At 69.9% G+C, this 21300-nt stretch carries 18 protein-coding genes and 2 tRNA genes; 8 read left to right on the forward strand and 12 right to left on the reverse strand.

Annotated elements, in window-relative coordinates:
* Positions 1–11: 11 nt before the first annotated feature.
* Positions 12–719, forward strand: a complete 708-nt coding sequence (locus KXS11_RS09340) for an endonuclease/exonuclease/phosphatase family protein (protein ID WP_437385290.1) — start codon at positions 12–14, stop codon at positions 717–719.
* A 212-nt stretch (positions 720–931) separates the two neighbouring features.
* Here KXS11_RS09340 and KXS11_RS09345 read toward each other — a convergent pair whose 3' ends face one another.
* Both KXS11_RS09345 and KXS11_RS09350 read right to left on the reverse strand, forming a co-directional pair.
* Positions 932–1657, reverse strand: coding sequence for an RNase H family protein (locus KXS11_RS09345; RefSeq protein WP_437385291.1), 726 nt, complete (start codon positions 1655–1657; stop codon positions 932–934).
* 158 nt (positions 1658–1815) lie between these two features.
* Positions 1816–2787 (reverse strand): putative RNA methyltransferase, encoded by a 972-nt coding sequence (locus tag KXS11_RS09350; protein WP_437385292.1) that lies wholly within the window; start codon positions 2785–2787, stop codon positions 1816–1818.
* An 82-nt stretch (positions 2788–2869) separates the two neighbouring features.
* Here KXS11_RS09350 and KXS11_RS09355 point away from each other — a divergent pair, with 82 nt between their 5' ends.
* On the forward strand, positions 2870–3436 hold the full coding sequence (locus KXS11_RS09355) for a GNAT family N-acetyltransferase (protein ID WP_437385293.1): 567 nt from the start codon (positions 2870–2872) through the stop codon (positions 3434–3436).
* A 53-nt stretch (positions 3437–3489) separates the two neighbouring features.
* On the opposite strand, the gene KXS11_RS09360 is transcribed toward KXS11_RS09355, so the two are convergent.
* Positions 3490–4374 carry a hypothetical protein gene (locus KXS11_RS09360; RefSeq protein WP_437385294.1) on the reverse strand — a complete coding sequence of 295 codons (885 nt, stop codon included), beginning with the start codon at positions 4372–4374 and terminating at the stop codon, positions 3490–3492.
* Positions 4375–4475: 101 nt separating this feature from the next.
* Here KXS11_RS09360 and KXS11_RS09365 point away from each other — a divergent pair, with 101 nt between their 5' ends.
* Positions 4476–4724, forward strand: coding sequence for a hypothetical protein (locus KXS11_RS09365; RefSeq protein WP_437385295.1), 249 nt, complete (start codon positions 4476–4478; stop codon positions 4722–4724).
* A gap of 225 nt (positions 4725–4949) precedes the next feature.
* Here KXS11_RS09365 and KXS11_RS09370 read toward each other — a convergent pair.
* From KXS11_RS09370 to serS, 6 genes are all read right to left on the reverse strand, one after another.
* A tRNA-Ser gene (locus tag KXS11_RS09370) sits at positions 4950–5038 on the reverse strand.
* A gap of 173 nt (positions 5039–5211) precedes the next feature.
* Positions 5212–6531 (reverse strand): LCP family protein, encoded by a 1320-nt coding sequence (locus KXS11_RS09375; RefSeq protein ID WP_437385296.1) that lies wholly within the window; start codon positions 6529–6531, stop codon positions 5212–5214.
* Between the two features lie 121 nt (positions 6532–6652).
* Positions 6653–6737: transfer RNA gene (locus KXS11_RS09380), tRNA-Ser, on the reverse strand.
* Positions 6738–6836: 99 nt separating this feature from the next.
* Positions 6837–8108: an LCP family protein gene (locus KXS11_RS09385; protein WP_437385297.1), complete on the reverse strand. Its 1272-nt coding sequence runs from the start codon at positions 8106–8108 to the stop codon at positions 6837–6839.
* A gap of 145 nt (positions 8109–8253) precedes the next feature.
* Complete coding sequence (locus tag KXS11_RS09390; protein ID WP_437385298.1) at positions 8254–9084, reverse strand: HAD family hydrolase; 831 nt, start codon at positions 9082–9084, stop codon at positions 8254–8256.
* Positions 9084–10346 carry a serine--tRNA ligase gene (gene serS / locus KXS11_RS09395; RefSeq protein ID WP_437385299.1) on the reverse strand — a complete coding sequence of 421 codons (1263 nt, stop codon included), beginning with the start codon at positions 10344–10346 and terminating at the stop codon, positions 9084–9086. Before serS ends, KXS11_RS09390 begins: the two co-directional genes overlap by 1 nt.
* A gap of 57 nt (positions 10347–10403) precedes the next feature.
* Between serS and KXS11_RS09400 the strand changes: the two genes are divergently transcribed.
* From KXS11_RS09400 to hutI, 5 genes are all read left to right on the forward strand, one after another.
* Positions 10404–11375, forward strand: a complete 972-nt coding sequence (locus tag KXS11_RS09400) for a diacylglycerol/lipid kinase family protein (RefSeq protein ID WP_437385300.1) — start codon at positions 10404–10406, stop codon at positions 11373–11375.
* 100 nt (positions 11376–11475) lie between these two features.
* Positions 11476–13143 (forward strand): urocanate hydratase, encoded by a 1668-nt coding sequence (gene hutU / locus KXS11_RS09405; protein WP_437385301.1) that lies wholly within the window; start codon positions 11476–11478, stop codon positions 13141–13143.
* Positions 13140–14360, forward strand: coding sequence for an allantoate amidohydrolase (locus tag KXS11_RS09410; protein WP_437385302.1), 1221 nt, complete (start codon positions 13140–13142; stop codon positions 14358–14360). The genes hutU and KXS11_RS09410 overlap by 4 nt, the downstream gene beginning before the upstream one ends.
* Positions 14357–15778: a formimidoylglutamate deiminase gene (locus KXS11_RS09415; RefSeq protein WP_437385303.1), complete on the forward strand. Its 1422-nt coding sequence runs from the start codon at positions 14357–14359 to the stop codon at positions 15776–15778. Before KXS11_RS09410 ends, KXS11_RS09415 begins: the two co-directional genes overlap by 4 nt.
* Positions 15775–16968 (forward strand): imidazolonepropionase, encoded by a 1194-nt coding sequence (gene hutI / locus KXS11_RS09420; RefSeq protein WP_437385304.1) that lies wholly within the window; start codon positions 15775–15777, stop codon positions 16966–16968. Before KXS11_RS09415 ends, hutI begins: the two co-directional genes overlap by 4 nt.
* 70 nt (positions 16969–17038) lie before the next feature.
* Here the strand turns inward: hutI and KXS11_RS09425 are convergent, their stop codons facing one another.
* The 3 genes from KXS11_RS09425 to KXS11_RS09435 all read right to left on the reverse strand — a co-directional run bounded on the left by KXS11_RS09425 (position 17039) and on the right by KXS11_RS09435 (position 21263).
* Positions 17039–18211, reverse strand: coding sequence for an FAD-dependent oxidoreductase (locus tag KXS11_RS09425; protein ID WP_437385305.1), 1173 nt, complete (start codon positions 18209–18211; stop codon positions 17039–17041).
* Positions 18212–18431: 220 nt separating this feature from the next.
* The gene (gene gdhA / locus KXS11_RS09430; RefSeq protein WP_437385306.1) at positions 18432–19787 is read right to left on the reverse strand and encodes an NADP-specific glutamate dehydrogenase; all 1356 of its coding nucleotides are present in this window, start codon (positions 19785–19787) and stop codon (positions 18432–18434) included.
* A gap of 177 nt (positions 19788–19964) precedes the next feature.
* Complete coding sequence (locus KXS11_RS09435) at positions 19965–21263, reverse strand: MFS transporter (RefSeq protein ID WP_437385307.1); 1299 nt, start codon at positions 21261–21263, stop codon at positions 19965–19967.
* Positions 21264–21300 lie beyond the last annotated feature (37 nt).

Here is a 21300-nt window from a genome sequence, read left to right on the forward strand (position 1 = left end):
GTGAGGCTGGGATGAAGGTCATCAGCTACAACCTCCGCAAGAACATGGCCAGCGGCGAACTCGTCGCGCTCACCGAAGAGTTCGAGCCTGACGTCCTGGCGCTCCAGGAAGCCGACACCCTGCAGCTGCCCGCCGAGCTGGGCGCGCTGCACCTCGCCGACAGCACCCACCGCAACCGGCTGGGGCTCGCCCTCTACTACCGGCGCGACCGGTTCACCGCCGAGTCGACGCAGACTTTCGCACTGAAGAAGTCACTGCACGACATGGTGCTGGCGCCGGCCCACGAGCGCCTCATCGGCACGCGGCTCACCGACGTCGAGGCGAACCGCGAGCTCATCGTCGCGTCGTTCCACGCCGCCCCGCTCACCGCGCTGAACTCCCTCCGACGCCACCAGATCAAGGCGGCGCACGAGCAGCTGCACGCCATGGGTGACGTCCCGACGCTCATGGTCGGCGACTACAACTACCCGCTGTTCCAGAAGGCGCTCGGCACGAAGATGCTCGAGAGCGGTTACGACCTGAGCCTCAGCGACCGCAGCACCTACACGCGGTACAAGATGTTCCGCGGTCACTTCGACTTCGCGACCTCCGTGGGCCTCAAGATCGACCGCGTGCAGACGCTGCGACGCGGGATCTCCGACCACCTGCCGATCCTGGTCGACGCCAGTTACGGTGCGGCGGTGCCGCTCGACGGCGCTCCGGAGTCCGCCTCGCGCTGAGGATCGGCCGCACGAGCCCTGGATCCCATCGCCCACCACAGCGCACCTGACCGGACCCGACATTGGTCATTTGCCCTAACTCAGGAAGACCCCGGTGTGTCGCCGGGCGGCAGCGGCGTGTCGCGGGCGACGCGCCGCGAGCGTCATGAGTTAGGTTGAGCGCGGCGGGTGCCGGTTTCTGGATTGCCCTGAATTGCGAACCAGGTCGACGCTCAGATGAGGCTGCGGAGGAACTCCTGGACGCTCGTCCCGTGCTCGCGGGCCCGACGGGTGAGGCGCTCGTGTTCCTCGGCCGTCAGATCGAGGGTGAGCTGGTGCCACGTCGGTTCGGCGTCGAAGGAGAAGAGCGCGCCGTCGTCCTCCGCGTCGAACAGGGGTGCAGTGCGCTCCTCCGCGGCCTCGAGCTCGGCGAACAGCTCGGGTTCGGTCGTGTCGGTGGCTGCGACGTCAACCACTGAGGCCGCGCCAGCACCAGCACCGGTCCACCCCGGCCCCTCGGGGACCGCGGTCTTGCGCTGATACGCTTCAGCCGCTGAGCGCGCCCGGATGTCGGCCGCCTCGTTGAGCCGGTGGCCGACGTGCCCCTTGACCCACTCGAATCGGTACTGACGCCCGGCGATGGCCTCGTCGAGCTCCTTCAGGAGGTCGAGGTTCATGACGGGCTTGCCGTCGCCCTTCTTCCATCCCTTCTTCTTCCAGCCCGGCATCCACTTGGTCACCGAGTTGATGACGTACTGGCTGTCGCAGAGGATGTGGAGGTCTTCGTCGAGGTGCGCCGTCGCCCGGAACAGTTCGAGGACGGCTCGCAGCTCACCCATGTTGTTGGTGCCGTGCGGCCAACCACCCGCGGCCCAGCAGTCGTCGTCGACGTACCAGGCCCAGCCGGCGGGTCCCGGGTTGCCGAGGGCGGAGCCGTCTGCGGCAGCGGTGATCGTCATCCCCCCATTATCCCCGCTCAGAATTCAGGGAATGTCGAGCTGGACTCGGCTGCATGGCCGATTTCCGCGAGGATCGGGGTGGTTCCCACCGCCGCCGCGCAAGATTCCCTGAATTCTGAACTGGGAAAAGGGGTGCGGGGGTGCGGGGGTGCGGGGTGTCAGGATGGGGCGAAGGTACTCAGCGTGACCGAGACGGTGACGGTCGTGTAGCCGGGCAGGTCGGCGATCGCCTGCTCGAAGACGTCGTCGTCCAGGTGGTGGGCGCTCGGCCCCATCCGCACCTCGTCGCGCACCTCCTCGCGCATGAGCTCGACCTGGTAGTCGAGCGTGTCGCGCGATCGGAGTGCGAAGCCGTCGAGCTGCGCGTCGAGGCGGGCGTCCTTGTGCCCGGCGATCCCGATCATGCCGAGGCGGTCGCGCAACTCGGCGAGGTGTCCGGGCTGCGGGGTGACGACGGTGAGCAGCCCGTCCGGTCGCAGGACTCGCCGCATCTCGGAGCCGTTGCGCGGGCCGAAGATGCTCAACAGATGGTCGACGGAGGCCGTCCGGAGCGGGAAGGGCGCCCAGGCGTCCGCGGTCGCTGCAGCGGCCCGGCCGTGCGCGCGGGCGGCACGACGGGCGGCGAGCGGTGACAGGTCGAATCCGAAGCCGCGCCAGGCGGGACGGGCGTCGAGGATTCGGCCGAGGTAGTAACCCGTGCCACCCGCGATGTCCACGACGAGCGGCACTCCGGCCGGATCGACGGAACCGTCCGGGAGGAGCCGCGCCGCGGGCAGGGTCTGCGCGACGTGGTCGGCGATCGGTTCGTAGTGCTCGGCCTCCAGGAAGGCGGCACGGGCGGCGACCATCTCCTGGGTGTCCCCCGTCTTCGGCGTCCGGCCTCCGACGACGAGCGAGGCGTAGCCCTGGCGGGCGATGTCGAAGCTGTGGCCGGCGGGGCACCGGAGGACGCGGTCGCCGAGCGTGAGGTCTTCTGAGCAGATGGTGCAGGCGAGGTCGGGTGCGACGAGCGTCAGACGGTCGTGCTGCGGCACGTCCGGGAGCACGGGAATCATCGCGAACTGCTCTGGTTCGACCTGCTGAGATGTTTGCCGCTGCTGCGATGCATCCGGTTGTCGCACTTCACCCACACGGCGAGTCTAGGCGCGCGTCAGGGGTCCGTGCTTGACTCGGCGTCAGGGAGCGGATGGTGGCAGGATGGGAGGTTCGCTGATGGGAGAGGTACCGAAGGCGGGTTCCGGCACGAGCGGAGCGGGCCCCTCCATCCGTCTCGAACGCTATGGGCCAGCCGACCTCCCGACGCTGGAGCGGCAGAACACGCCTGAGATGACGACCTTCCTCGGCGGCCCGGAGAGCCGGGAGAAGCTCCTCGACCGACACGAGCGCTATCAGCGGTACTGGCGCACCGGCGAAGCACGCATGTACCGGATCGTGCTCGACGAGCCCGACGGTCCAGCGCTCGGCACCGGTGTCGGACTCATCGGCTTCTGGTCCACCACGCATGGCGATGAGGCGGTGCATGAGACCGGTTGGTCGGTGGAGTCGGCGTATCAGGGGCGCGGCATCGCGAGCGCCGCACTCCGCCTGGTGATCGATGACGCCCGCCAGCACGGCACGCATCGCTGGCTGCTCGCGTATCCGCGAACCGACAACGTCGGATCCAACGCACTCTGTCGACGCGCGGGCTTCGAGCTCCTCGGCGAGCAGGCGTTCGAGTACCCGAAGGGCAACCCGATCGTCTCGAACGTGTGGCGGATCGACCTCGGGGAGGTCGGCTGAGGCACCGCTGCACCGGACCGGGCGCCGGCCGGGTGCGGTCACCGCCGCCGAGGTCAGTCCTCGAGTGCTGCGCGCACCCGCTCGGCTGCGGTGTCCGCCGCCTCACCCTCTCGACGGAGCCGGTCGACCTCCCGCTGCTGTCTCGCGTGTTCGCGGCCGATGTCGGCAAGGTCCGCATCGAGTTCGGTCAAGCGGCGGGCGATATCAGCACGGTCGCGGAGCAGCTCCGCCTGGCGCGTCGCCGTCTCATCGAGGAGATGCTCGGCCGCCTCGATCTCCGCAGCGGCCACCTCACCGTCACGTTCTGCGTCGGCGAGCCTGGCGCGCAACCGCGCCCGCCGCTCACCGGTCAGCTCCGCATCGCCGTCCGCCTCAGGTGCCGTGGGCGCATCGCTCGCGCTGGAAGGAAGACCTGTTGCCATCCCGCTCGACCCCCAGCCAGATCCGCTCGAGGTGGGTGGCTCGACCAGCAGGCCGGAGGCGACCTGTTCTGCGACGTCTGCATCCGCGCTTGCGGCTTGCAGGCTCTGTCGGACGGATTCGACGACGCCTGCGGACAGGACCGCGCCCGAGGCGGCGGTCACCTCGATGGTGGCGTTCACGAGCTCGGCCACGAGAGACCGTCGTTCGGTGCCGAGGCTGCGCAGGGTGGCCGCGTCACCCGCCGCCTGTGCCGCACCGAGCGCGGAGCCGAGCGCTTCGAGGCGCGCGAACAGCTCGATCCGTTCCGCTGCGAGGACGTTGAGCGCCCAGGCGGCGACGGACGGCTTGCGGAGCGCCCGGATCGCCTTCGCCAGATCCGTGTCACCCCGGTCAGCCGCTTCGGCGGCGAGACGTGTCCGTTCGGCGACGAATCCGGCCGGCGGCGTGCGGAGCGCGACGCGGGCAGTGGCATCCAGGCCGAAAAGCTGGGCGTCTCCCTCGTGTTCGGCGTCCATGCGTGCACCCTTCGGTCCTTTTCCCGTCAGGCTAGCGTCCTCTTGCGCCAGAATCAGCGGCGTCTGTCGCCTTTTCAGGGGGTACTGCAGACAATGTGGGCATGGATCTCAGACCGAAACCGGCTGCTGCGACTCCCCTCGCCGAAGAGGACAGCACAGACCTCAAGTCTCTGCTGCGAGACGTGCAGTTCCCCATCTCAAGCGCGGAACTGCACCGGATCGCGGCCCGGAGCGGCCTCGACCGCGCGACGCTCGCGGCACTCACGGCGCTCTCCGAGCCCGAGTACACGGGCTCCTTCCAGGTCCTCCGCGAGCTCCGGCACCACGGCGACCTGCGTCGCTCCGCCTGACCCGGCGTGGCTGCCCGTCTGCCTGACGGATGCCCGCGCGGCGCGCTGATCCCAGCGCAAGTCCGTGGCGCGAGCGCGGGTCTCTGGAGGCCCGCGCTTGCGCCAGCGGCCCGCGGTGACGCAGGTTGCGCCGCGCTCGACTCAACGCACCGCGCTGACCTCGAAATGGCCACACGACGCGAAAAACCCCCGGCGAACCGAGGGTTTTCGTGAAGAGATCCAGTGCGGAGACGGCGGGATTTGAACCCGCGGTCCCCGTGAGGGGACTCCACCTTAGCAGGGTGGTGCACTAGGCCGAACTATGCGACGTCTCCATGTGCGCTCGCGAGCGGACGCACGACGACCAGCATAACCGGAGAACGGCCGCGGCACGAATCGCACCGAAGATGTGACCCCTCGACAAGCTCGGGACCGGCGACGGCGAGGCGGACGTGCGGCGACGACACGGCCGGCACCTGGCGTGGCGAGGCGGATGATTGAGGCTCGACTACTGGTCGTCGAGGGTCCTGCCGCGGGAACACGTGCGCTGGTCGGCGGTCTGGCCCTGCACCGTCGACGGCAGGACGACGGGACCCGACGCGCTCGCATCGGTCGGCACCGTCGTCGCGGCGGGATCTGCGGCGGGGTCGGCAGCCTCGGCCGGGTCCGCGGGAACCGGACCGGCCGGGTTCGCGACCGAACCCGCACCCGTCGCCCCGGTCAGCTGGATCGGCTGGTCGTTGCTCAGCGCTTCGAACAATGCCGTGGCCGCGGGCTCGATCGGCTCGACCCCGTTCTCGACGGCGGCGTTCGGGTACTGGACGAACGCGATGTTCGCGAGGTCGACCTCCCGCAGCGTCATCGCGATCGCGGTCATCGTGTCGAGACTGGTCAGGCTGTCCGACAGCTGCATGTTCTGCGCCGCCGCCTTCGCGAGCGAATACAGGATGGCGGGATTCGTGAGCGTCTCCGCGCTCTTCACCTGCTGCATCATCGCCGACAGGAACACCTGCTGGTTCGAGATGCGCGACAGGTCGCTGCCGTCTCCGACACCGTGGCGGGTGCGCAGGAACTGGAGCGCCTCATACCCCTCGAGCGTGTGCTCACCGGCGGCGAGGAAGGTGTTCGTGTACTCGTCCTCGATCGGGTCCGCGACACACACCGTCACTCCGCCGAGCGCGGTCGACATGGCCATGACCCCGCTGAACTGCACCTCCGCGGCGAACGGGATCTCGAGGCCGGTCAGCTGCGAGACGGTGAGGGCCGTGCAGGCGAGTCCGCCATAGCTGAGGGAGGTGTTGATCTTCTGCCGGGACATCGAGGAGAACGAGCCGCCCTCGGGGTCTGGACAGGACGGGATCGACACGAACAGGTCGCGCGGGAAGCTCACGACGGTCGCGTTGCTGTGGTCCTCGGAGATGTGCACCAGCATCGTCACATCGTTGAGGTTGCCGGTCTCCACCGTCTCATCGCCGAAGACCGGGTCCTGACCAGCACGGGAGTCGCTACCGACGATCAGCAGGTTCACGCCACCCGGGTACGCGCCGATGGCGGGGAGGGCGGCCGCCGTGACGTCCTGACCGTCGGCGCCGACCAGTGCGACACCGGGCTTCACGCTCGCGGCGACGTCCCAGAGCGCGATACCTGCCACGATGCCACCGCTCACCAGGGCGACGGCGAGCGTGGACGCGAGGATCTTGAACCCGGTGGCGAAGGGATTCGACCGCTTCAACCTGCCATGCCTGGCGATGGTCGCCAGCTTCGCCGGTCGACGTTTCGTCGAGCGCTCAGGTGACGGCTCGTCGACTTCAGGGGCATGCGGGGGCATCCGACGATTCAACCACGTCTGTCTGAGAATGCGGAATGTCTGATGCGGAGAGCGTGGGATTCGAACCCCGCGACGCGCCAGCGTTGCGCCGCCAGGCCCAGCCGGCCATCTCGACGACGTGCGGAGGGCGTGGGATTCGAACCCACGAGACATTTCTGCCCACCAGTTTTCAAGACTGGCTCCATCGGCCGCTCGGACAGCCCTCCTTGGTCGAGAGCCCCAGCGTCACACGCTGCGGTCGACCACGATCGAGTGTAACGGATGGGGCCAGTACCGCGGCCTCCCCACCCGTCCACCCGGTGCGACTACTGGTCTCCCTCAGGACGGCCGGCCGTGCAGGTGTTCTGTGCGGCGTTCTGGCCCGTGATGGTGTCGGGCAGGTCGACGACGCCACCGGCGGTCGGATCTGCCGGCGCAGCGGGGTCCGCCGTGGCCGCAGGGTCTGCCGTGGCCGCAGGGTCTGCCGTGGCCGCGGGATCGGCCGGAGCGGGATCGGCCGTGACCGGCGCGTTCGGATCGGTCACGACGTACTTGCCCGTGGCGGTGAGGTTGACCGCCTGATCACTCTGGAGCGCGCTCCACAGCAGGTCGGCGTCGGACGTCGCCTCGACACCGCCATCGACCGTGGCCGTCGGGGTCTGGACGAACGCGACGCGGTCGAGCGGGATGTCCTTCAGCGCGGACGCGATCGACACCATGGTGTCGATGTTGTTCAGGCTGCTCGACAGGGTCACGTTCTTCAACGCGGCGCGGGCGATCGAGTAGAGCTTGATCGGGTCGGACAGCGTCTCGCTGCTCTTCATGGTGCGGACGAGCGAGGAGAGGAAGATCTGCTGGTTCGAGATGCGGGAGAGGTCGCTGCCGTCGCCGACGCCATGACGCGACCGCAGGAATGCGAGCGCGGACGCCCCGGAGAGGTCGTGGGTGCCGACGTCGAGGTTGATGCCGCTCCAGGCGTCGTTCAGGGGCTCGGTGATGCACACCGGGACGCCGCCGACCGCGTTCGACATCGAGATGACCCCGTTGAAACCGATCTGAGCGGCGAACGGGATCGACAGGCCGGTGATGCCCTCGACCGTGGACACGGCGCACGCGAGTCCGCCGTCGTCGCCGCCGTACATGAGGGCGGTGTTCATCTTGTCGCGGCCGTTGCCACCGTTGGCGCAGTCGCCGATCTGCACGTACATGTCGCGTGGGAAGCTGACGACCGTGGCACTCGAGTGGTCGGCGGAGATGTGCATCAGGATCGTGACGTCGTTGAGGTTCTCGCCGCGCTCACCGTACTGGGCGTCGCCGTCTCCGGAGTCGCTGCCGACGAGGAGCAGGTTGACGCCGCCCTCGATCGCACCGATGTTCGGCGGGGGCGCACCAGGGGTCTCGTTGTCGAGGTGGGCGACGGGTTTCACGCTGTTCGCGAGGTCGAGTGCAGCGACGCCGGCGACGGCGATCCCGCTGACACCGACGACCGCGGCCGTGGCGGCGAGCACCTTGGCGACGGTCGCGAACGGGTTGGACTTGCGGAGCCTGCCGTGACGGACGGCGGCGCGTGGTTTGGGCGCGTCGGCGTTGCGGGTCATCGGTCTCACTCTCTCGTCGGGAACAGGGGCGGCACCAGCCCGTCAGGACAGCGGCTGGTCCGTGCGGGTGGCAACACGACTGCAGGCGCGACCCGAGGCTCCGAGCGCACCGGACAGGCGTGCGAGCACAGAGCTTTGGACGATGTTAACCCGAAATGCTCCTCAACAGCTGGGAGAGACCGTCCTCGGTGACCGTGCCGGTGACTTCGGAGGCGACAGCCAGCAGCTCTTCAGGCGCCTGGCCCATCGCGACACCGCGTCCTTCGACCCCGGCCCACTCGAGCATGTCGATGTCGTTGCGGCCATCGCCGACCGCCACCATCTGCGACCGTTCGAGGCCCAACCACTCGCGGACCCGCTCGAGGGCGGTCGCCTTGTTGACCCCCTTCGGCGCGATGTCGAGCCATGCCGTCCAGCCGATCGCGTAGCTGACCTGGTTCAGACCGATCCGCTCGACGATGCGGAGGAACTCCTCTTCATCGTGGCTCGGCGAGACGACGACGACGCGCGTGACGGGGCTCGTGACGAGCTCCTCGAACGGCACCTCCACGGCGTTGTCGAGGTTCCAGTCCTGCATACCGACCGTGTACTTCCGGAAGCCGTCCGGATACTCGACCATGTAGCTGCCCTCGGACAGGTGCGGTTTGATGAGGCCGAGCACCTCGCTCGGGTCGAACGTCTCCATGAAGAAGCGCTCGTAGCCGTGCTCCGCCGCCTCGTTCCGCTTCATGATGAGCGCACCGTTCGCGCACACGACGTACTCCGGGGTGAGTTCGAGGTCTTCGAGGACGGGGCGCGTGCTCTCCCAGCTGCGACCGGTCGCGAGCGTGACGACGTGACCGAGGGCGACGACGCGGCGGACCTCGTCGGCGACGGACAGGCTGAGCGAGCCGTCCTCGTGCAGCACGGTGCCGTCGACGTCGAGTGCGATGAGCAGCTGGGACGTCGTGGTCGTGGTCGACTCGGCCTGCGTCATCAGATCGGCCGCGCCACGTCGAGGCCACCCAGGTACGGGCGTAGCACCTCGGGGATGACGACGCTGCCGTCCTCCTGCTGGTGGGTCTCGAGGATCGCGACGATCCAACGCGTGGTCGCGAGCGTCCCGTTGAGGGTCGCGACCGGCGACGTCTTGCCCGACTCGGTGCGGTAGCGGGTGTCGAGGCGGCGCGCCTGGTACGTGGTGCAGTTCGACGTGCTCGTGAGCTCGCGGTACGCGTCCTGGGTGGGCACCCAGGCCTCGACGTCGAACTTGCGCGCGGCGCTGGAGCCGAGGTCGCCGGCGGCGGTGTCGATGACGCGGTAGCTGAGACCGAGCGACTGCAGCATCGCCTCCTGGTAGGACAGCAGGCGCTCGTGCTCCGCCTCGGCGTCCTCCGGCTTCGTGTAGACGAACATCTCCAGCTTGTTGAACTGGTGGACGCGGATGATGCCGCGGGTGTCGCGCCCGTAGGAGCCGGCTTCCTTGCGGTAGCAGGTCGACCAGCCGGCGTAGCGCAGTGCACCCTGCTCGAGGTCGAGGATCTCGTCGGAGTGGTATCCGGCGAGCGCCACCTCACTCGTGCCGGTGAGGAAGAGGTCCTCGCCCTCGATGCGGTAGACCTCGTCGGCGTGCTCGCCGAGGAATCCGGTGCCCTTCATGATCTCGGGGCGGACGAGCGTCGGGGTGATGAGCGGGACGAAGCCGGCCTCCATCGCGCGGTCGAGCGCGAGGTTCATGAGGGCGATCTCGAGGCGCGCTCCGATGCCGCGGAGGAAGTAGAACCGCGAACCGCTGACCTTCGTGCCGCGCTGCATGTCGATCGCGCCGAGGAGCTCGCCGAGGTCGAGGTGGTCGCGTGGGGTGAAGTCGAAGGTGGGACGTTCGCCGACCTCGCGGAGGGTGACGAAGTTCTCCTCGCCGCCGGCCGGGACGCCGTCGACGACGGGGTTCTGGATGCGCCCGGCGAGGTCGGCGAAGTACGCCTCCGCTTCATTGGCGACCTGCTGGGCCTCCTTGACGCGGGCGGCGAGCTGCTGCGCCTGGGCGACGAGGGCCTGCTTCTCCTCCTTGGGCGCCTTGGCGACCTGCTTGCCGAACGCGTTCTGCTCCGCGCGGAGCTCTTCGAAGCCCGTGATCGCGGCGCGGCGTGCGGTGTCGGCGGCGATCGCCTGGTCGATGAGCTCGACGGACGAGCCTCGCTTCTCCTGCGATTCGCGGAGGACTTCTGGACGTTCGCGGAGGAGGGCTGGATCGATCACCCGCCAAGTCTATCGATGACGCTCCTCGGGCGGACCCTGCGGCACTACCGTTGTGCCATGACGACATCCCGGCACGCGGCGCTCGTGTACAACCCCGTGAAGGTGGACGCGACCAAGCTGCGGAGTGCGCTCGAGACCCGGTCGCAGGCGGCCGGCTGGGAGTCCCCTCGGTTCTACGAGACGAGCGTGGAGGATCCGGGCAGCGGACAGGCGCAGCGTGCGGTCGTCGACGGTGCAGCGGTGGTGCTGGCCGCGGGTGGCGACGGGACCGTTCGCGCCGTCGCTCAGGGGCTCCGTGGCAGTGGGGTCCCGCTCGCGCTCGTCCCCTCCGGTACCGGCAACCTGCTCGCGAGGAACCTCAAGCTCCCGCTCAGCGACCAGGGTGCCGCGATCGACCTCGCCTTCGACGGCGAGACGCGCGCGATCGACATCGGTGTCGCCATGATCACCCGGGAAAACGGGGCGGAGGAGGAGCACGCCTTCGTCGTGATGGCCGGCATGGGTATCGACGCGATGATGATCTCGAACACGAACCCCGACCTCAAGAAGTCCGTCGGCTGGCTCGCGTACGTCGAGTCGGGTCTCCGGTCGATCATCACGGCCGAACCGTTCCGCATCCACTACCAACTGCGTGGACATCGTGAACACTCGGCTCGGGTCAGCTCCGTGCTCGTCGGCAACTGCGGCACGCTGCAGGGCGGCATCGAACTCATGCCGGATGCGGAGGTGGACGACGGGTTCCTCGACGTCGCGGTGCTGCAGCCGAAGGGCGCGTTCGGTTGGCTGCTCGTCTGGCGCAAGGTCACGTGGGAGAACCGGGTGCTACGGCGCACTGCGGTGGGTCGACGCATGATCAAGTTCACCGAGGGCGGCCGTGGTGGGAACACGATCACGAACCTGCGGTCGGAGGCGTTGACGGTGCGGGTGGAGCAGGCTCAGGACCTCGAGCTCGACGGCGATGAGTTCGGGACAGCGACGATGGTCGCCTTCGACGCCCACCGCGGCGGGCTGCAGGTCAAGCTCCCCTGACCGACGCCCCTCCGCATCGAGGTCTGGCTGTCTGGGCGGCCAGACAATATGCGGTGGGATCGGGTCGACCGGCGACCGCCCCGCGCGGTGGACTGAGCGCATGACCGACTCGACCACCACCCGCGTCATCCGCGCGGCCCGCGGAACCACGCTCACCGCCAAGAGCTGGCAGACGGAGGGGCCGCTCCGGATGCTCATGAACAACCTCGACCCGGAGGTCGCCGAGCACCCCGAAGACCTCGTCGTCTACGGCGGCACGGGCAAGGCCGCTCGCACCTGGGAAGCGTACGACGCGATCGTCCGCACTCTGGAGGGCTTGGAGGCCGACGAGACCCTCCTCGTGCAGTCAGGGAAGCCCGTCGGGGTCTTCCGCACCCATGAGTGGGCGCCTCGGGTCCTCATCGCCAACTCGAACCTCGTCGGCGACTGGGCCACCTGGCCCGAGTTCCGCAAGCTCGAGGCAGAGGGCCTCACCATGTACGGGCAGATGACGGCCGGTTCGTGGATCTACATCGGCACCCAGGGCATCCTCCAGGGCACCTACGAGACGTTCGCCGCCATCGCCGACAAACGCTTCGGCGGCACCCTCGCCGGCACGCTCACGCTCACCGGCGGCGCAGGCGGCATGGGCGGTGCGCAACCGCTCGCGGTCACGCTCAACGAGGGCGTCGTACTCATCGTCGACGTCGACCCGAGCCGTCTCCAGCGTCGCGTCGACCACCGCTACCTCGACGAGATGACCGACGACCTCGACGACGCCGTCGCCCGCGTCCTCGCCGCGAAGGCCGAGCGACGCCCGCTGTCGGTGGGCCTCGTCGGCAACGCGGCGACCGTCTTCCCGGAGCTCCTCCGGCGCGGTGTCGCGATCGACATCGTCACCGATCAGACGAGCGCCCACGACCCCCTCGCCTACCTGCCGGAGGACACCGCGCTCGCCGAGTGGCAGACCGAGGCCGCGGCCGACCCGGTCGACTTCACCCGCCGCTCTCGGCTGGCCATGGCGAAGCAGGTGCAGGCGATGGTCGACTTCCAGGACGCCGGCGCCGAGGTCTTCGACTACGGCAACTCCATCCGCGCCGAGGCGAAACTCGGCGGCTGCGAGCGCGCCTTCGACTTCCCGGGATTCGTGCCCGCCTACATCCGGCCGCTGTTCGCCGAGGGGAAGGGCCCGTTCCGCTGGGCCGCGCTCTCCGGCGACCCCGCCGACATCGCCGCGACCGACCGCGCCATCCTCGAACTCTTCCCCGAGGACGAGAAGCTGCGCCGCTGGATCACCTCCGCCGGTGAGAAGATCGCCTTCGAGGGACTGCCCGCGCGCATCTGCTGGCTCGGCTATCAGGAACGACACCTCGCCGGCCTGAAGTTCAACGAGATGGTCGCGTCGGGCGAGCTCAGCGCCCCCGTCGTCATCGGCCGCGACCACCTCGACTCGGGATCCGTCGCCTCGCCCTATCGCGAGACGGAGGCGATGGCCGACGGTTCCGACGCCATCGCCGACTGGCCCCTGCTGAACGCCCTGCTGAACACGGCGTCCGGCGCGACCTGGGTCTCCATCCACCACGGCGGCGGCGTCGGCATCGGGCGCTCCATCCACGCCGGCCAGGTGATCGTCGCCGACGGCACGGATCTCGCGGCCGAGAAGATCTCGCGCGTCCTCGTGAACGACCCGGGCACCGGCGTCATGCGCCACGTCGACGCCGGCTACGAGCGAGCCGCCGAGGTCGCCCGCGAGCGCGGCCTCCGCGTCCCGATGTGGGAGGGCGAGTGAGCGTTCGACCGCTCCTCGCCCATGGGCGGCTGGCGGGTCTCGACGAGATCGCGACGATCGGGGTCGACGCCACCCGGGGAGGCTACTCGCGGCATGTGTGGACGCCTGCGGAGTTCGAGTTGCGCGAGTGGTTCGTCGCACGCGCGACCGGACTCGGTCTCGACGTCGAGACGGACCGCAACGGCAATCTGTGGGCGTGGTGGGGAGCACCCGGACAGGACGCGGTCGTCACCGGCAGCCACCTCGACTCCGTTCCCGGTGGCGGCGCCTACGACGGCCCACTCGGCGTCGTGTCGGCGCTCGACGCGGTGGCGCGACTGCAGACGACCGGTTTCCGACCGTCGCGGCCGGTCGCCGTCGTGGTGTTCGCTGAGGAGGAGGGGTCGCGGTTCGGTGTGGCCTGCCTCGGTTCGCGGCTGCTGTCCGGAGCGATCGACGCGGATTCCGCCCGGGCCCTCACGGATGTGGACGGCGTGAGCTTCGCCGATGCCGCAGCGTCTGCTGGCCTGGACCCGGCCCACCTCGGTCGCGACGATGACATGCTCGCCCGCATCGGACTCTTCATCGAGTTGCACGTGGAACAGGGACGCGGCCTCATCGATCTCGACGCCCCCGTCGCCGTCGCCTCCTCCATCCTCGCCCACGGCCGCTGGCGCCTCCGGGTCACCGGTCAGGGCAACCACGCCGGAGCGACCGGCATGCGTGAACGCCGCGACCCCGTCGTCGCCGCCGCACGCGCGGTGCTGGCCGTCGAGGAGGCGGCGCTCTCGACCGACGACGCCCGCGCGACAGTCGGTCGCCTGCGCATCGTGCCCGGCGGCACCAACGTGATCGCCTCCGCGGTCGACGCCTGGATCGATGCCCGCGCGGCGACCGACGAAGCGACCCGAGCCCTGGTCGCCGACATCGAGACGCGCGCCCAACGCGCCGTTGCCGGTTCGGGCTGCTCGGTCGACCTCATTGAGGAGTCCTGGTCGGGCGTCGTCCGATTCGATCGGGACCTCGCCGCACGACTCTCCGGAACCCTCGGCGACGTGCCACTGCTCGCCACAGGGGCCGGTCACGACGCCGGTGTGCTCTCCGGCTCCGTCCCGACCGCGATGGTCTTCGTGCGGAACCCCACCGGTGTCTCCCACTCTCCTGAGGAGTTCGCCGAGGCCGCCGACTGCGTCGCAGGCGTCACGGCGCTCGAGGCTCTGCTGCGGAGCGTCCTGTGACCGGCGGACGCGCGTCGACCATCCCCGATCCGATCTGGGCCGCGACCGCCATCATCAACGGCATCGCGGTGCCACGCGTGCGGTTCCGGTCCGACGACACAGGCCGAATCACGGTCGTCGAACCCGACGTTCCAGCGGCGGATGGTGACCGACGTCTCGGCACCGTCGTCCCCGGTCTGGGCAATGCGCACTCCCACGCGTTCCATCGGCTGCTGCGCGGGCGGACGCACGCCGACGGCGGCGACTTCTGGCAGTGGCGCGAAGCCATGTACACCGCGGCCGCGAGCCTCGATCCGGCACACTACCGGCGCGTGGCCCGCGCGGTCTTCGGGGAGATGCTCGTCTGCGGATGGACCGCCGTCGGCGAGTTCCACTACCTGCACCATCGGGCGGACGGCTCGCCCTATCCGACGGCGCACGCGATGGAGTCGGCGGTGGCCGATGCGGCGGTGGAGGTCGGCATCCGACTCACCCTGCTCGACACGGCGTACCTCGCGAGCGGGATCGGTCCGGCCGGCGGGCCTCCGACGCCGCTCCTCGCCGAGCAAGTGGCGTTCGGCGACGGTGATGCCGACGGCTGGCTCACACGCTGGCGTGCCCTGCGGGACGCGCTGACCGCCACCCACGGTTCGACCGGACTCGTGATGCTCGGCGCGGCACTGCACTCCGTGCGCGCTGTCCCCGTCGACGCCATGCGGACGATCCTCGCAGGACTGCCCGCCGACATCCCGCTGCACGTGCACCTGTCCGAGCAGCCGCAAGAGAACACCGACACCCTCGTCGCCACGGGGCGCACCCCGACCGGGGTACTGACCGAGCTCGGCGCGCTCGGCGAACGCCTCAGTCTCGTGCACGCCACCCATCTCACCGACGACGACATCGACGCCATCGGACGCGCGGGAGCGACGGTCGTGATGTGCCCGACGACGGAAGCGGACCTCGGCGACGGCATCGGACCGGCACGTCGCCTGGCCGACGCCGGTGCACGGATCGCCCTCGGCTCCGACCAGAACGCCGTCGTCGACCCGTTCCTCGAACTCCGCGGCCTCGAGGCCGGTGAACGGCTCGCCTCTGGCCGTCGGGGCCGGTTCACGCCGGCGGAACTCCTCAGGGCGGGGAGCACCGGCGGGTACGCGTCGCTCGGCCTCTGGCGGCACACGCTCGCGGCCGGCGACCCGCTCGACCTCGTCGAAGTCAGCACGACGAGCCTGCGCACCACAGGCGGCGACCCCGCGCAGATCGCGCTCACCGCGACCGCGTCGGACGTCGAACGCGTCATCGTCGGCGGCAGACTCGTCGCGGAGCACGGTCGTCTCGTCGGCACTGACGAACGCCCGGAACACCTCCTCGCGGACGCGCTCACCGAGCTGGCAGCATCGAAACGGACGGCCACGCCCGCCCACGGAGGAAACCGATGACCACCGAACTCATCACCGGAATCACCGAGCTGACGACGAACGCCGGACAGAACGCGGAGGACACCGACGGCAACCGGATCGCCGATGCCGCGCTGGTCATCGAGGACAGCCGCATCGTCTGGCTCGGTTCGGCCAGTGAGGCTCCGGACGCCGACGTGTGCACGGACGTGGGCGGGCGGGCGGTGCTGCCCGGGTGGGTCGACACGCACACGCATCTCGTGTTCGCCGGCGACCGCTCCGCGGAGTTCGAGGCGCGCATGGCCGGCGGTCGGTACGCGGCAGGCGGGATCGCCACCACGGTCGCCGCGACCCGCGCTGCGAGCGAGGATCAGCTGGTCCTCGGCGCAGAACGGTTGCGTGCGGAAGCGCGGGCGCAGGGCACCACCTTCCTCGAGGCGAAGACCGGCTACGCACTCGACGTTGACGGCGAGGCACGCTCAGCCCGCGCCGCTGCCGAGGTCGCGGACGTCGTCACGTTCCTCGGCGCGCACCTCGTGCCGCAGGGCATGGACCGCCGCGACTACCTCGATCTCGTCACGGGCCCGATGCTCGACGCGGTCGCTCCGTACGCCTCCTACATCGATGCGTTCTGCGAGGTCGGCGCATTCGACGTCGAGGAGTCCCGCGAGGTGCTGCTCGCCGGTCGTGCCGCGGGGCTCGGCGCGCGCGTGCACGGCAACCAACTGGGCGAGAGTGGTGGTGTCCGGCTGGCGGTCGAGCTGGGTGCGGCAAGCGTCGACCATTGCAATCACCTCTCGGATGCCGACGTCGCGCTGCTCGCGGGGTCGTCCACGGTCGCGACGCTCCTGCCCGCGTGCGATCTCTCGACCCGGGAGCCTTTCCCGCCGGCTCGAGCACTCGTGGACGCCGGCGCCTCGATCGCCCTCGCCACGAACTGCAACCCGGGCACCTCGTATACGACGTCGATGAGCTACTGCGTCGCGACCGCGGTGCTGCAGATGCGGCTCACCATTGCCGAGGCCGTCTGGGCGGCGACTCGCGGTGCGGCCGTCGCGGTGGGCCGGGAGCACGGGGACGACGCGGTCGGTTCGCTCCGCGTCGGTGGCAGAGCCGACCTCCAGGTGCTCGACGCACCGTCGATCTCACACCTCGCCTACCGTCCAGGCGTCCCGCTGACGGCGGCCGTGTGGCAGCGCGGCGATCGGGTGGTGACCGGCGCCCGGCTGTGAACGAACAGCCTGGTGGCAGCAGCGGGGCGCATGGCGTCGAAGCGGACGTCGTCGTCCTGCCCGCCGACGGCTACGCAGCAGACGGAACCTGGAGCGCGAACCGTGGGTGCGGCGGCCGCCCGTCGACCAGGTCGAGGATGAGCCGGCCGAGGACGGGGCCGAACTTGAACCCATGCCCGGAGAACCCCGTCGCCACGACGACCCGGCCGATCCGGTCGATCACGAAGTCCTCGTCGGGGCTGATGTCGTAGAGGCAGCTGATCGTGGCGGGCTCGGAGGCGACGACCCCCGGCACCCAGGCGGCGACGTAGTCGACGAGCTGTGCGAGTTCACCGGGTTCCGCGAGACCGTCGCGCTCGTCCGGGTGCACATGGACCGCGCCGCCGTGGAGGCCCACCTTGACGCCCTCGCCAGGCGTCAGCAGACCGTAGACGGAGGACCCATCGGCGGGGTAGTGCACGAAACTCGGCCACGCGGCGTCAGGCAGCTCAGTCGGGAAGTGCGCCGGTTGCACCTGCGTGACGTCGATGGCGGGGAGCGGCGTCCCGGCGGCGGATGCGAGCGGTCCAGCCAGGTCGGGGGCCCACGAACCGGCCGCGACGACGACGTGGGCGGCACGGACGGTGCCGGCCGAGGTGTGCACGAGGACAGCCTCGGGTGCTGCATCGTCGGTTCCCTCGACCAGGTCGAGGTCCGTCACCCGAACCCCGAATCGCAGCGTCGCTCCGCTCTCCTCCGCGAGATCCAGCAGCGCTTCGATCGAGTCCGCTGCCAGCAGGCGTCCGCCACTCGCGTGGTGCAGGACCTCTCTGTCGAAGCGGAGCCCCGGCCAACGTGCTGCTGCGGCGGCAGGCGAGAGACGTTCGGAGGCGACGCCGCCGCGCGTCATGGCCGCCTCGATCGCGTCGAGCATCGCCGGCTCACCGTGGTCGACAGCGCCCGTCGACTCCAGGAGGGTGCGCCCGGTTCGCGCTTCGAGGTCGCGCCAGGCGTGCACGGCCTCAGTCGTCAGCGCGACGTAGTCGTCGGCGGTGTAGCCCTGCCGGAAGATCCGCGTCGCACCGTGGGAGGAGCCACGGTCGTGCCCACGCTCGAACCGTTCGACGAGCAGCACGCCGCGTCCGCTCTCCGCGAGACTGCGTGCGGCGGCGGCGCCGACGATGCCGGCGCCGATCACGACGACGTCCACCTGTCCGGGGAGAGCGGCGGTCGGGGCGGCGGAGTCCGTGCGGTACGAGGTCACCTGTCGAGGCTACCGACTCGCCGCCAGCGCGGTGCGCTCGTGCACGCGCGCCTCGTCGGACCGAGCGCGGCGCAGCCGCCGCCAGCGCGGTGCGCTGACCACCGCCGCACCCTCCACGCGTGAGCGCGGGCCTCCAGAGGCCCGCGCTCAGGCCGGTGACCCGCGCCCGGTGCAGCGCACCGCGCTGGCATCACCACGAACATCACAGGCGAAGCTGCGGCTAGATGACGCCCTGGGCGAGCATCGCGTCGGCGACCTTCACGAAGGCCGCCGTGTTCGCACCGACCACGTAGTCACCGGGACGCCCGTAGCGCTCGGCCGCCTCGAACGCCGCCTGATGCACGCCGTGCATGATGCCCCGCAGCTTCGCTTCGCTGTCGTCGAACGACCACCGCTGACGCGCGGCGTTCTGGCTCATCTCGAGCGCCGACGTCGCGACACCACCGGCGTTGGCCGCCTTGCCAGGGCCGAACAGCACGCCGGCCTCCTGGAACACGCGAACCGCCTCGGGCGTCGACGGCATGTTCGCACCCTCGGCGACCGCGATCACGCCGTTCTTCACGAGCGCGATCGCGTCTCGCTCGTTCAGCTCGTTCTGGGTCGCGCTCGGGAGCGCGATCTCACCGGGGACGTCCCACACGCTGCCACCGGCGACGAAGTGCGCACCCGGGCGACGAGCCGCGTACTCGGAGATCCGCCCTCGCTCGACCTCCTTGATCTGCTTGAGCAGGTCGAGGTCGATGCCGGCGTCGTCCACGACGTAGCCGGAGGAGTCGGACGCGGTCACGGCGGTACCACCGAGCTGGTGGACCTTCTCGATCGCGTAGGTGGCGACGTTGCCGGAACCGGAGACGACGACCCGCCTGCCGTCGATGCTCCGACCGTCCACGGCGAGCATCTCGTCGGCGAAGAACACCGTGCCGTAGCCGGTCGCCTCGGTCCGGACCTCCGCTCCACCCCAGCCGACCCCCTTGCCCGTGAACATGCCGGACTCGTGCCGGTTGGTGACCTTGCGGTACTGGCCGAAGAGGAAGCCGATCTCCCGGGCACCGACGCCGATGTCGCCGGCGGGAACGTCGGTGTGCTCGCCGAGGTGACGGTAGAGCTCGTTCATGAAGCTCTGGCAGAACCGCATGATCTCGGCATCGGACCGTCCGTGCGGGTCGAAGTCGCTGCCACCCTTCGCGCCGCCGATTCCCTGCGCGGTGAGGGCATTCTTGAAGATCTGCTCGAAGCCGAGGAACTTCACGATCGACAGGTTCACACTCGGGTGGAAGCGCAGCCCGCCCTTGTACGGGCCGAGCGCAGAGTTGAACTGCACCCGGAAGCCGCGGTTGACCTGCACACGGTTCTGGTCGTCGGTCCACGGCACCCGGAAGATGACTTGGCGTTCGGGTTCGACGAGGCGTTCGAGGATGCCGGCGTCGAGGTACTCGGGGTGTTCGCGAAGCGCAGGGCTGATCGATTCGAGGACTTCGGTGAGCGCCTGGTGGAACTCGGGTTCGTTCGCGTTGCGCCGTTTGGCGGCCTCTGCGACGGCGTGGACAGGGTCGTTGAGCGTGGTGGTGCCGGTCACTGTGGTGCTTTCTGATCGGCCGGGTGGACGTCTCCGAGTGGCGCTCGACGGTGGTCGGGAGCGTGGGTTCGTGTCTCGCCGGCGGGGAGGTACGCGGCCGTCGTGAGGCCTCGGTCAGCCTGGCAGCTGCGCGCGATGTCCGTCAAACGGCGCACGGGTTCTGGCCGGTTGACGACATCACAGGTGGTCGTGCTCCGCGCCCTCGCTCGGGATGATCGGGATCGCGACCGCCGGGAGGACGGCGACGGCGAGGAAGGCCAGCGGATAGCCGACGAGGCCGATGAGCGCGCCGACCGCTGGCCCGACGACCGATGCCGCGATGAACTGCCCGGTGTTCTGCACCCCCAGTGCGCGTCCTGCCCAGGCGGGCCCCGCCATCTCGGCCACCGAGGTGAACGCGAGTCCGTTGTCGGCGACGGTGACGGAACTCGCGATGACGAGCGCGACCGCGACGGCGACCGGCCATTGCACGGACCCGACACCGGCGAGCAGCACCATGACGACCACCGCGGAGACCGCCACCCAGCGCAGCGGTCGCACCCGACTGCCGACCCGGTCGCTGAGGACTCCGACGCCGATCCGCCCCACCGCGCCAACGAACTGCGAGACGCCCACGAGCACACCCGCGGCGAGGGCGTCCCAGCCCTGGTCGCTCACGAGCCACACGAGGGCGAAGGTCGTCAGCGTGAACTGCGGCACGACGAGCAGGATCGACACCGCGTGGATGCGCCAGAGGAAGCCGTCGCCGCGATAGGGGTTGCGCGGTGGTGCGACCGTGGGGTTGGGCGTCGTGTCGGTGGCCGGCGGCACGATAGCCACGGCACGCGGCGGGTTCCGGAGCCCGATCGCGCAGGCGAGCGCCAGCACAGCGGTGGCGATGAACGAGATGAGGAGTGCTGCGGCGATCCCGGATGTCGCCGCGACGGTCGGCACGGACACGGCGGCGGCAGTGACACCGAGCGGCTGCGACATCTGCCGGATTCCCATCGCCAGTCCACGTCGGTCCTTCGGGAACCAGCCGACGACGATGCGTCCGCTTGCCGAGTTCGTGCTCGCCGACACGGCACCACCGAGCAGCAGGAAGAGTCCGAGCGGGCCGTAGCCGAGCGTCGGGATCAGCGCGTCAGCGGCGATCGCGCCGCCGGCTGCGAGGGCGGTGAGCGCGAGACCACCCGCGATGACGATCCGCTCGCCGATCCGGTCGGCCAACCACCCCCAGGCGACGAGGGTGAGCACCATGCCGAGGGTCGGCGCCGCCGCGATCACGCCGGCCTCCGCGAGAGACATGCCTCGTTCGGCATGTAAGAGCGGGATGAGGAATGCGGGCGTGCTGACGAACAGGGTGCCGGCGGTCTGAGCGGCGACACCGAGCCCGAGCACGGTCCACGCACGACCTGCATTCGCCATGACGGCGCGGGTCGCGGGCGCTTCTGGTGCGGTCCTGTCGTTCGTCGATGGGGACGTCCCGTGCGTCATGGTCCCGCCTTCCGCAGCGCTTGGTCCCGCTGGTACG

Source organism: Plantibacter flavus, assembly GCF_051487245.1.
GTDB classification, from domain to species: domain Bacteria; phylum Actinomycetota; class Actinomycetes; order Actinomycetales; family Microbacteriaceae; genus Plantibacter; species Plantibacter flavus_B.

Excerpts from the sequence above, each read along its gene's own strand:
- KXS11_RS09390 (WP_437385298.1), bottom strand. The coding sequence starts at position 9,084 with ATGACGCAGGCCGAGTCGACCACGACCACGACGTCCCAGCTGCTCATC.
- KXS11_RS09365 (WP_437385295.1), top strand. The coding sequence starts at position 4,476 with ATGGATCTCAGACCGAAACCGGCTGCTGCGACTCCCCTCGCCGAAGAG.
- hutU (WP_437385301.1), top strand. The coding sequence starts at position 11,476 with ATGACCGACTCGACCACCACCCGCGTCATCCGCGCGGCCCGCGGAACC.
- KXS11_RS09355 (WP_437385293.1), top strand. The coding sequence starts at position 2,870 with ATGGGAGAGGTACCGAAGGCGGGTTCCGGCACGAGCGGAGCGGGCCCC.
- KXS11_RS09400 (WP_437385300.1), top strand. The coding sequence starts at position 10,404 with ATGACGACATCCCGGCACGCGGCGCTCGTGTACAACCCCGTGAAGGTG.
- KXS11_RS09375 (WP_437385296.1), bottom strand. The coding sequence starts at position 6,531 with ATGCCCCCGCATGCCCCTGAAGTCGACGAGCCGTCACCTGAGCGCTCG.
- KXS11_RS09340 (WP_437385290.1), top strand. The coding sequence starts at position 12 with ATGAAGGTCATCAGCTACAACCTCCGCAAGAACATGGCCAGCGGCGAA.
- KXS11_RS09345 (WP_437385291.1), bottom strand. The coding sequence starts at position 1,657 with ATGACGATCACCGCTGCCGCAGACGGCTCCGCCCTCGGCAACCCGGGA.
- KXS11_RS09385 (WP_437385297.1), bottom strand. The coding sequence starts at position 8,108 with ATGACCCGCAACGCCGACGCGCCCAAACCACGCGCCGCCGTCCGTCAC.
- hutI (WP_437385304.1), top strand. The coding sequence starts at position 15,775 with ATGACCACCGAACTCATCACCGGAATCACCGAGCTGACGACGAACGCC.
- KXS11_RS09435 (WP_437385307.1), bottom strand. The coding sequence starts at position 21,263 with ATGACGCACGGGACGTCCCCATCGACGAACGACAGGACCGCACCAGAA.
- KXS11_RS09360 (WP_437385294.1), bottom strand. The coding sequence starts at position 4,374 with ATGGACGCCGAACACGAGGGAGACGCCCAGCTTTTCGGCCTGGATGCC.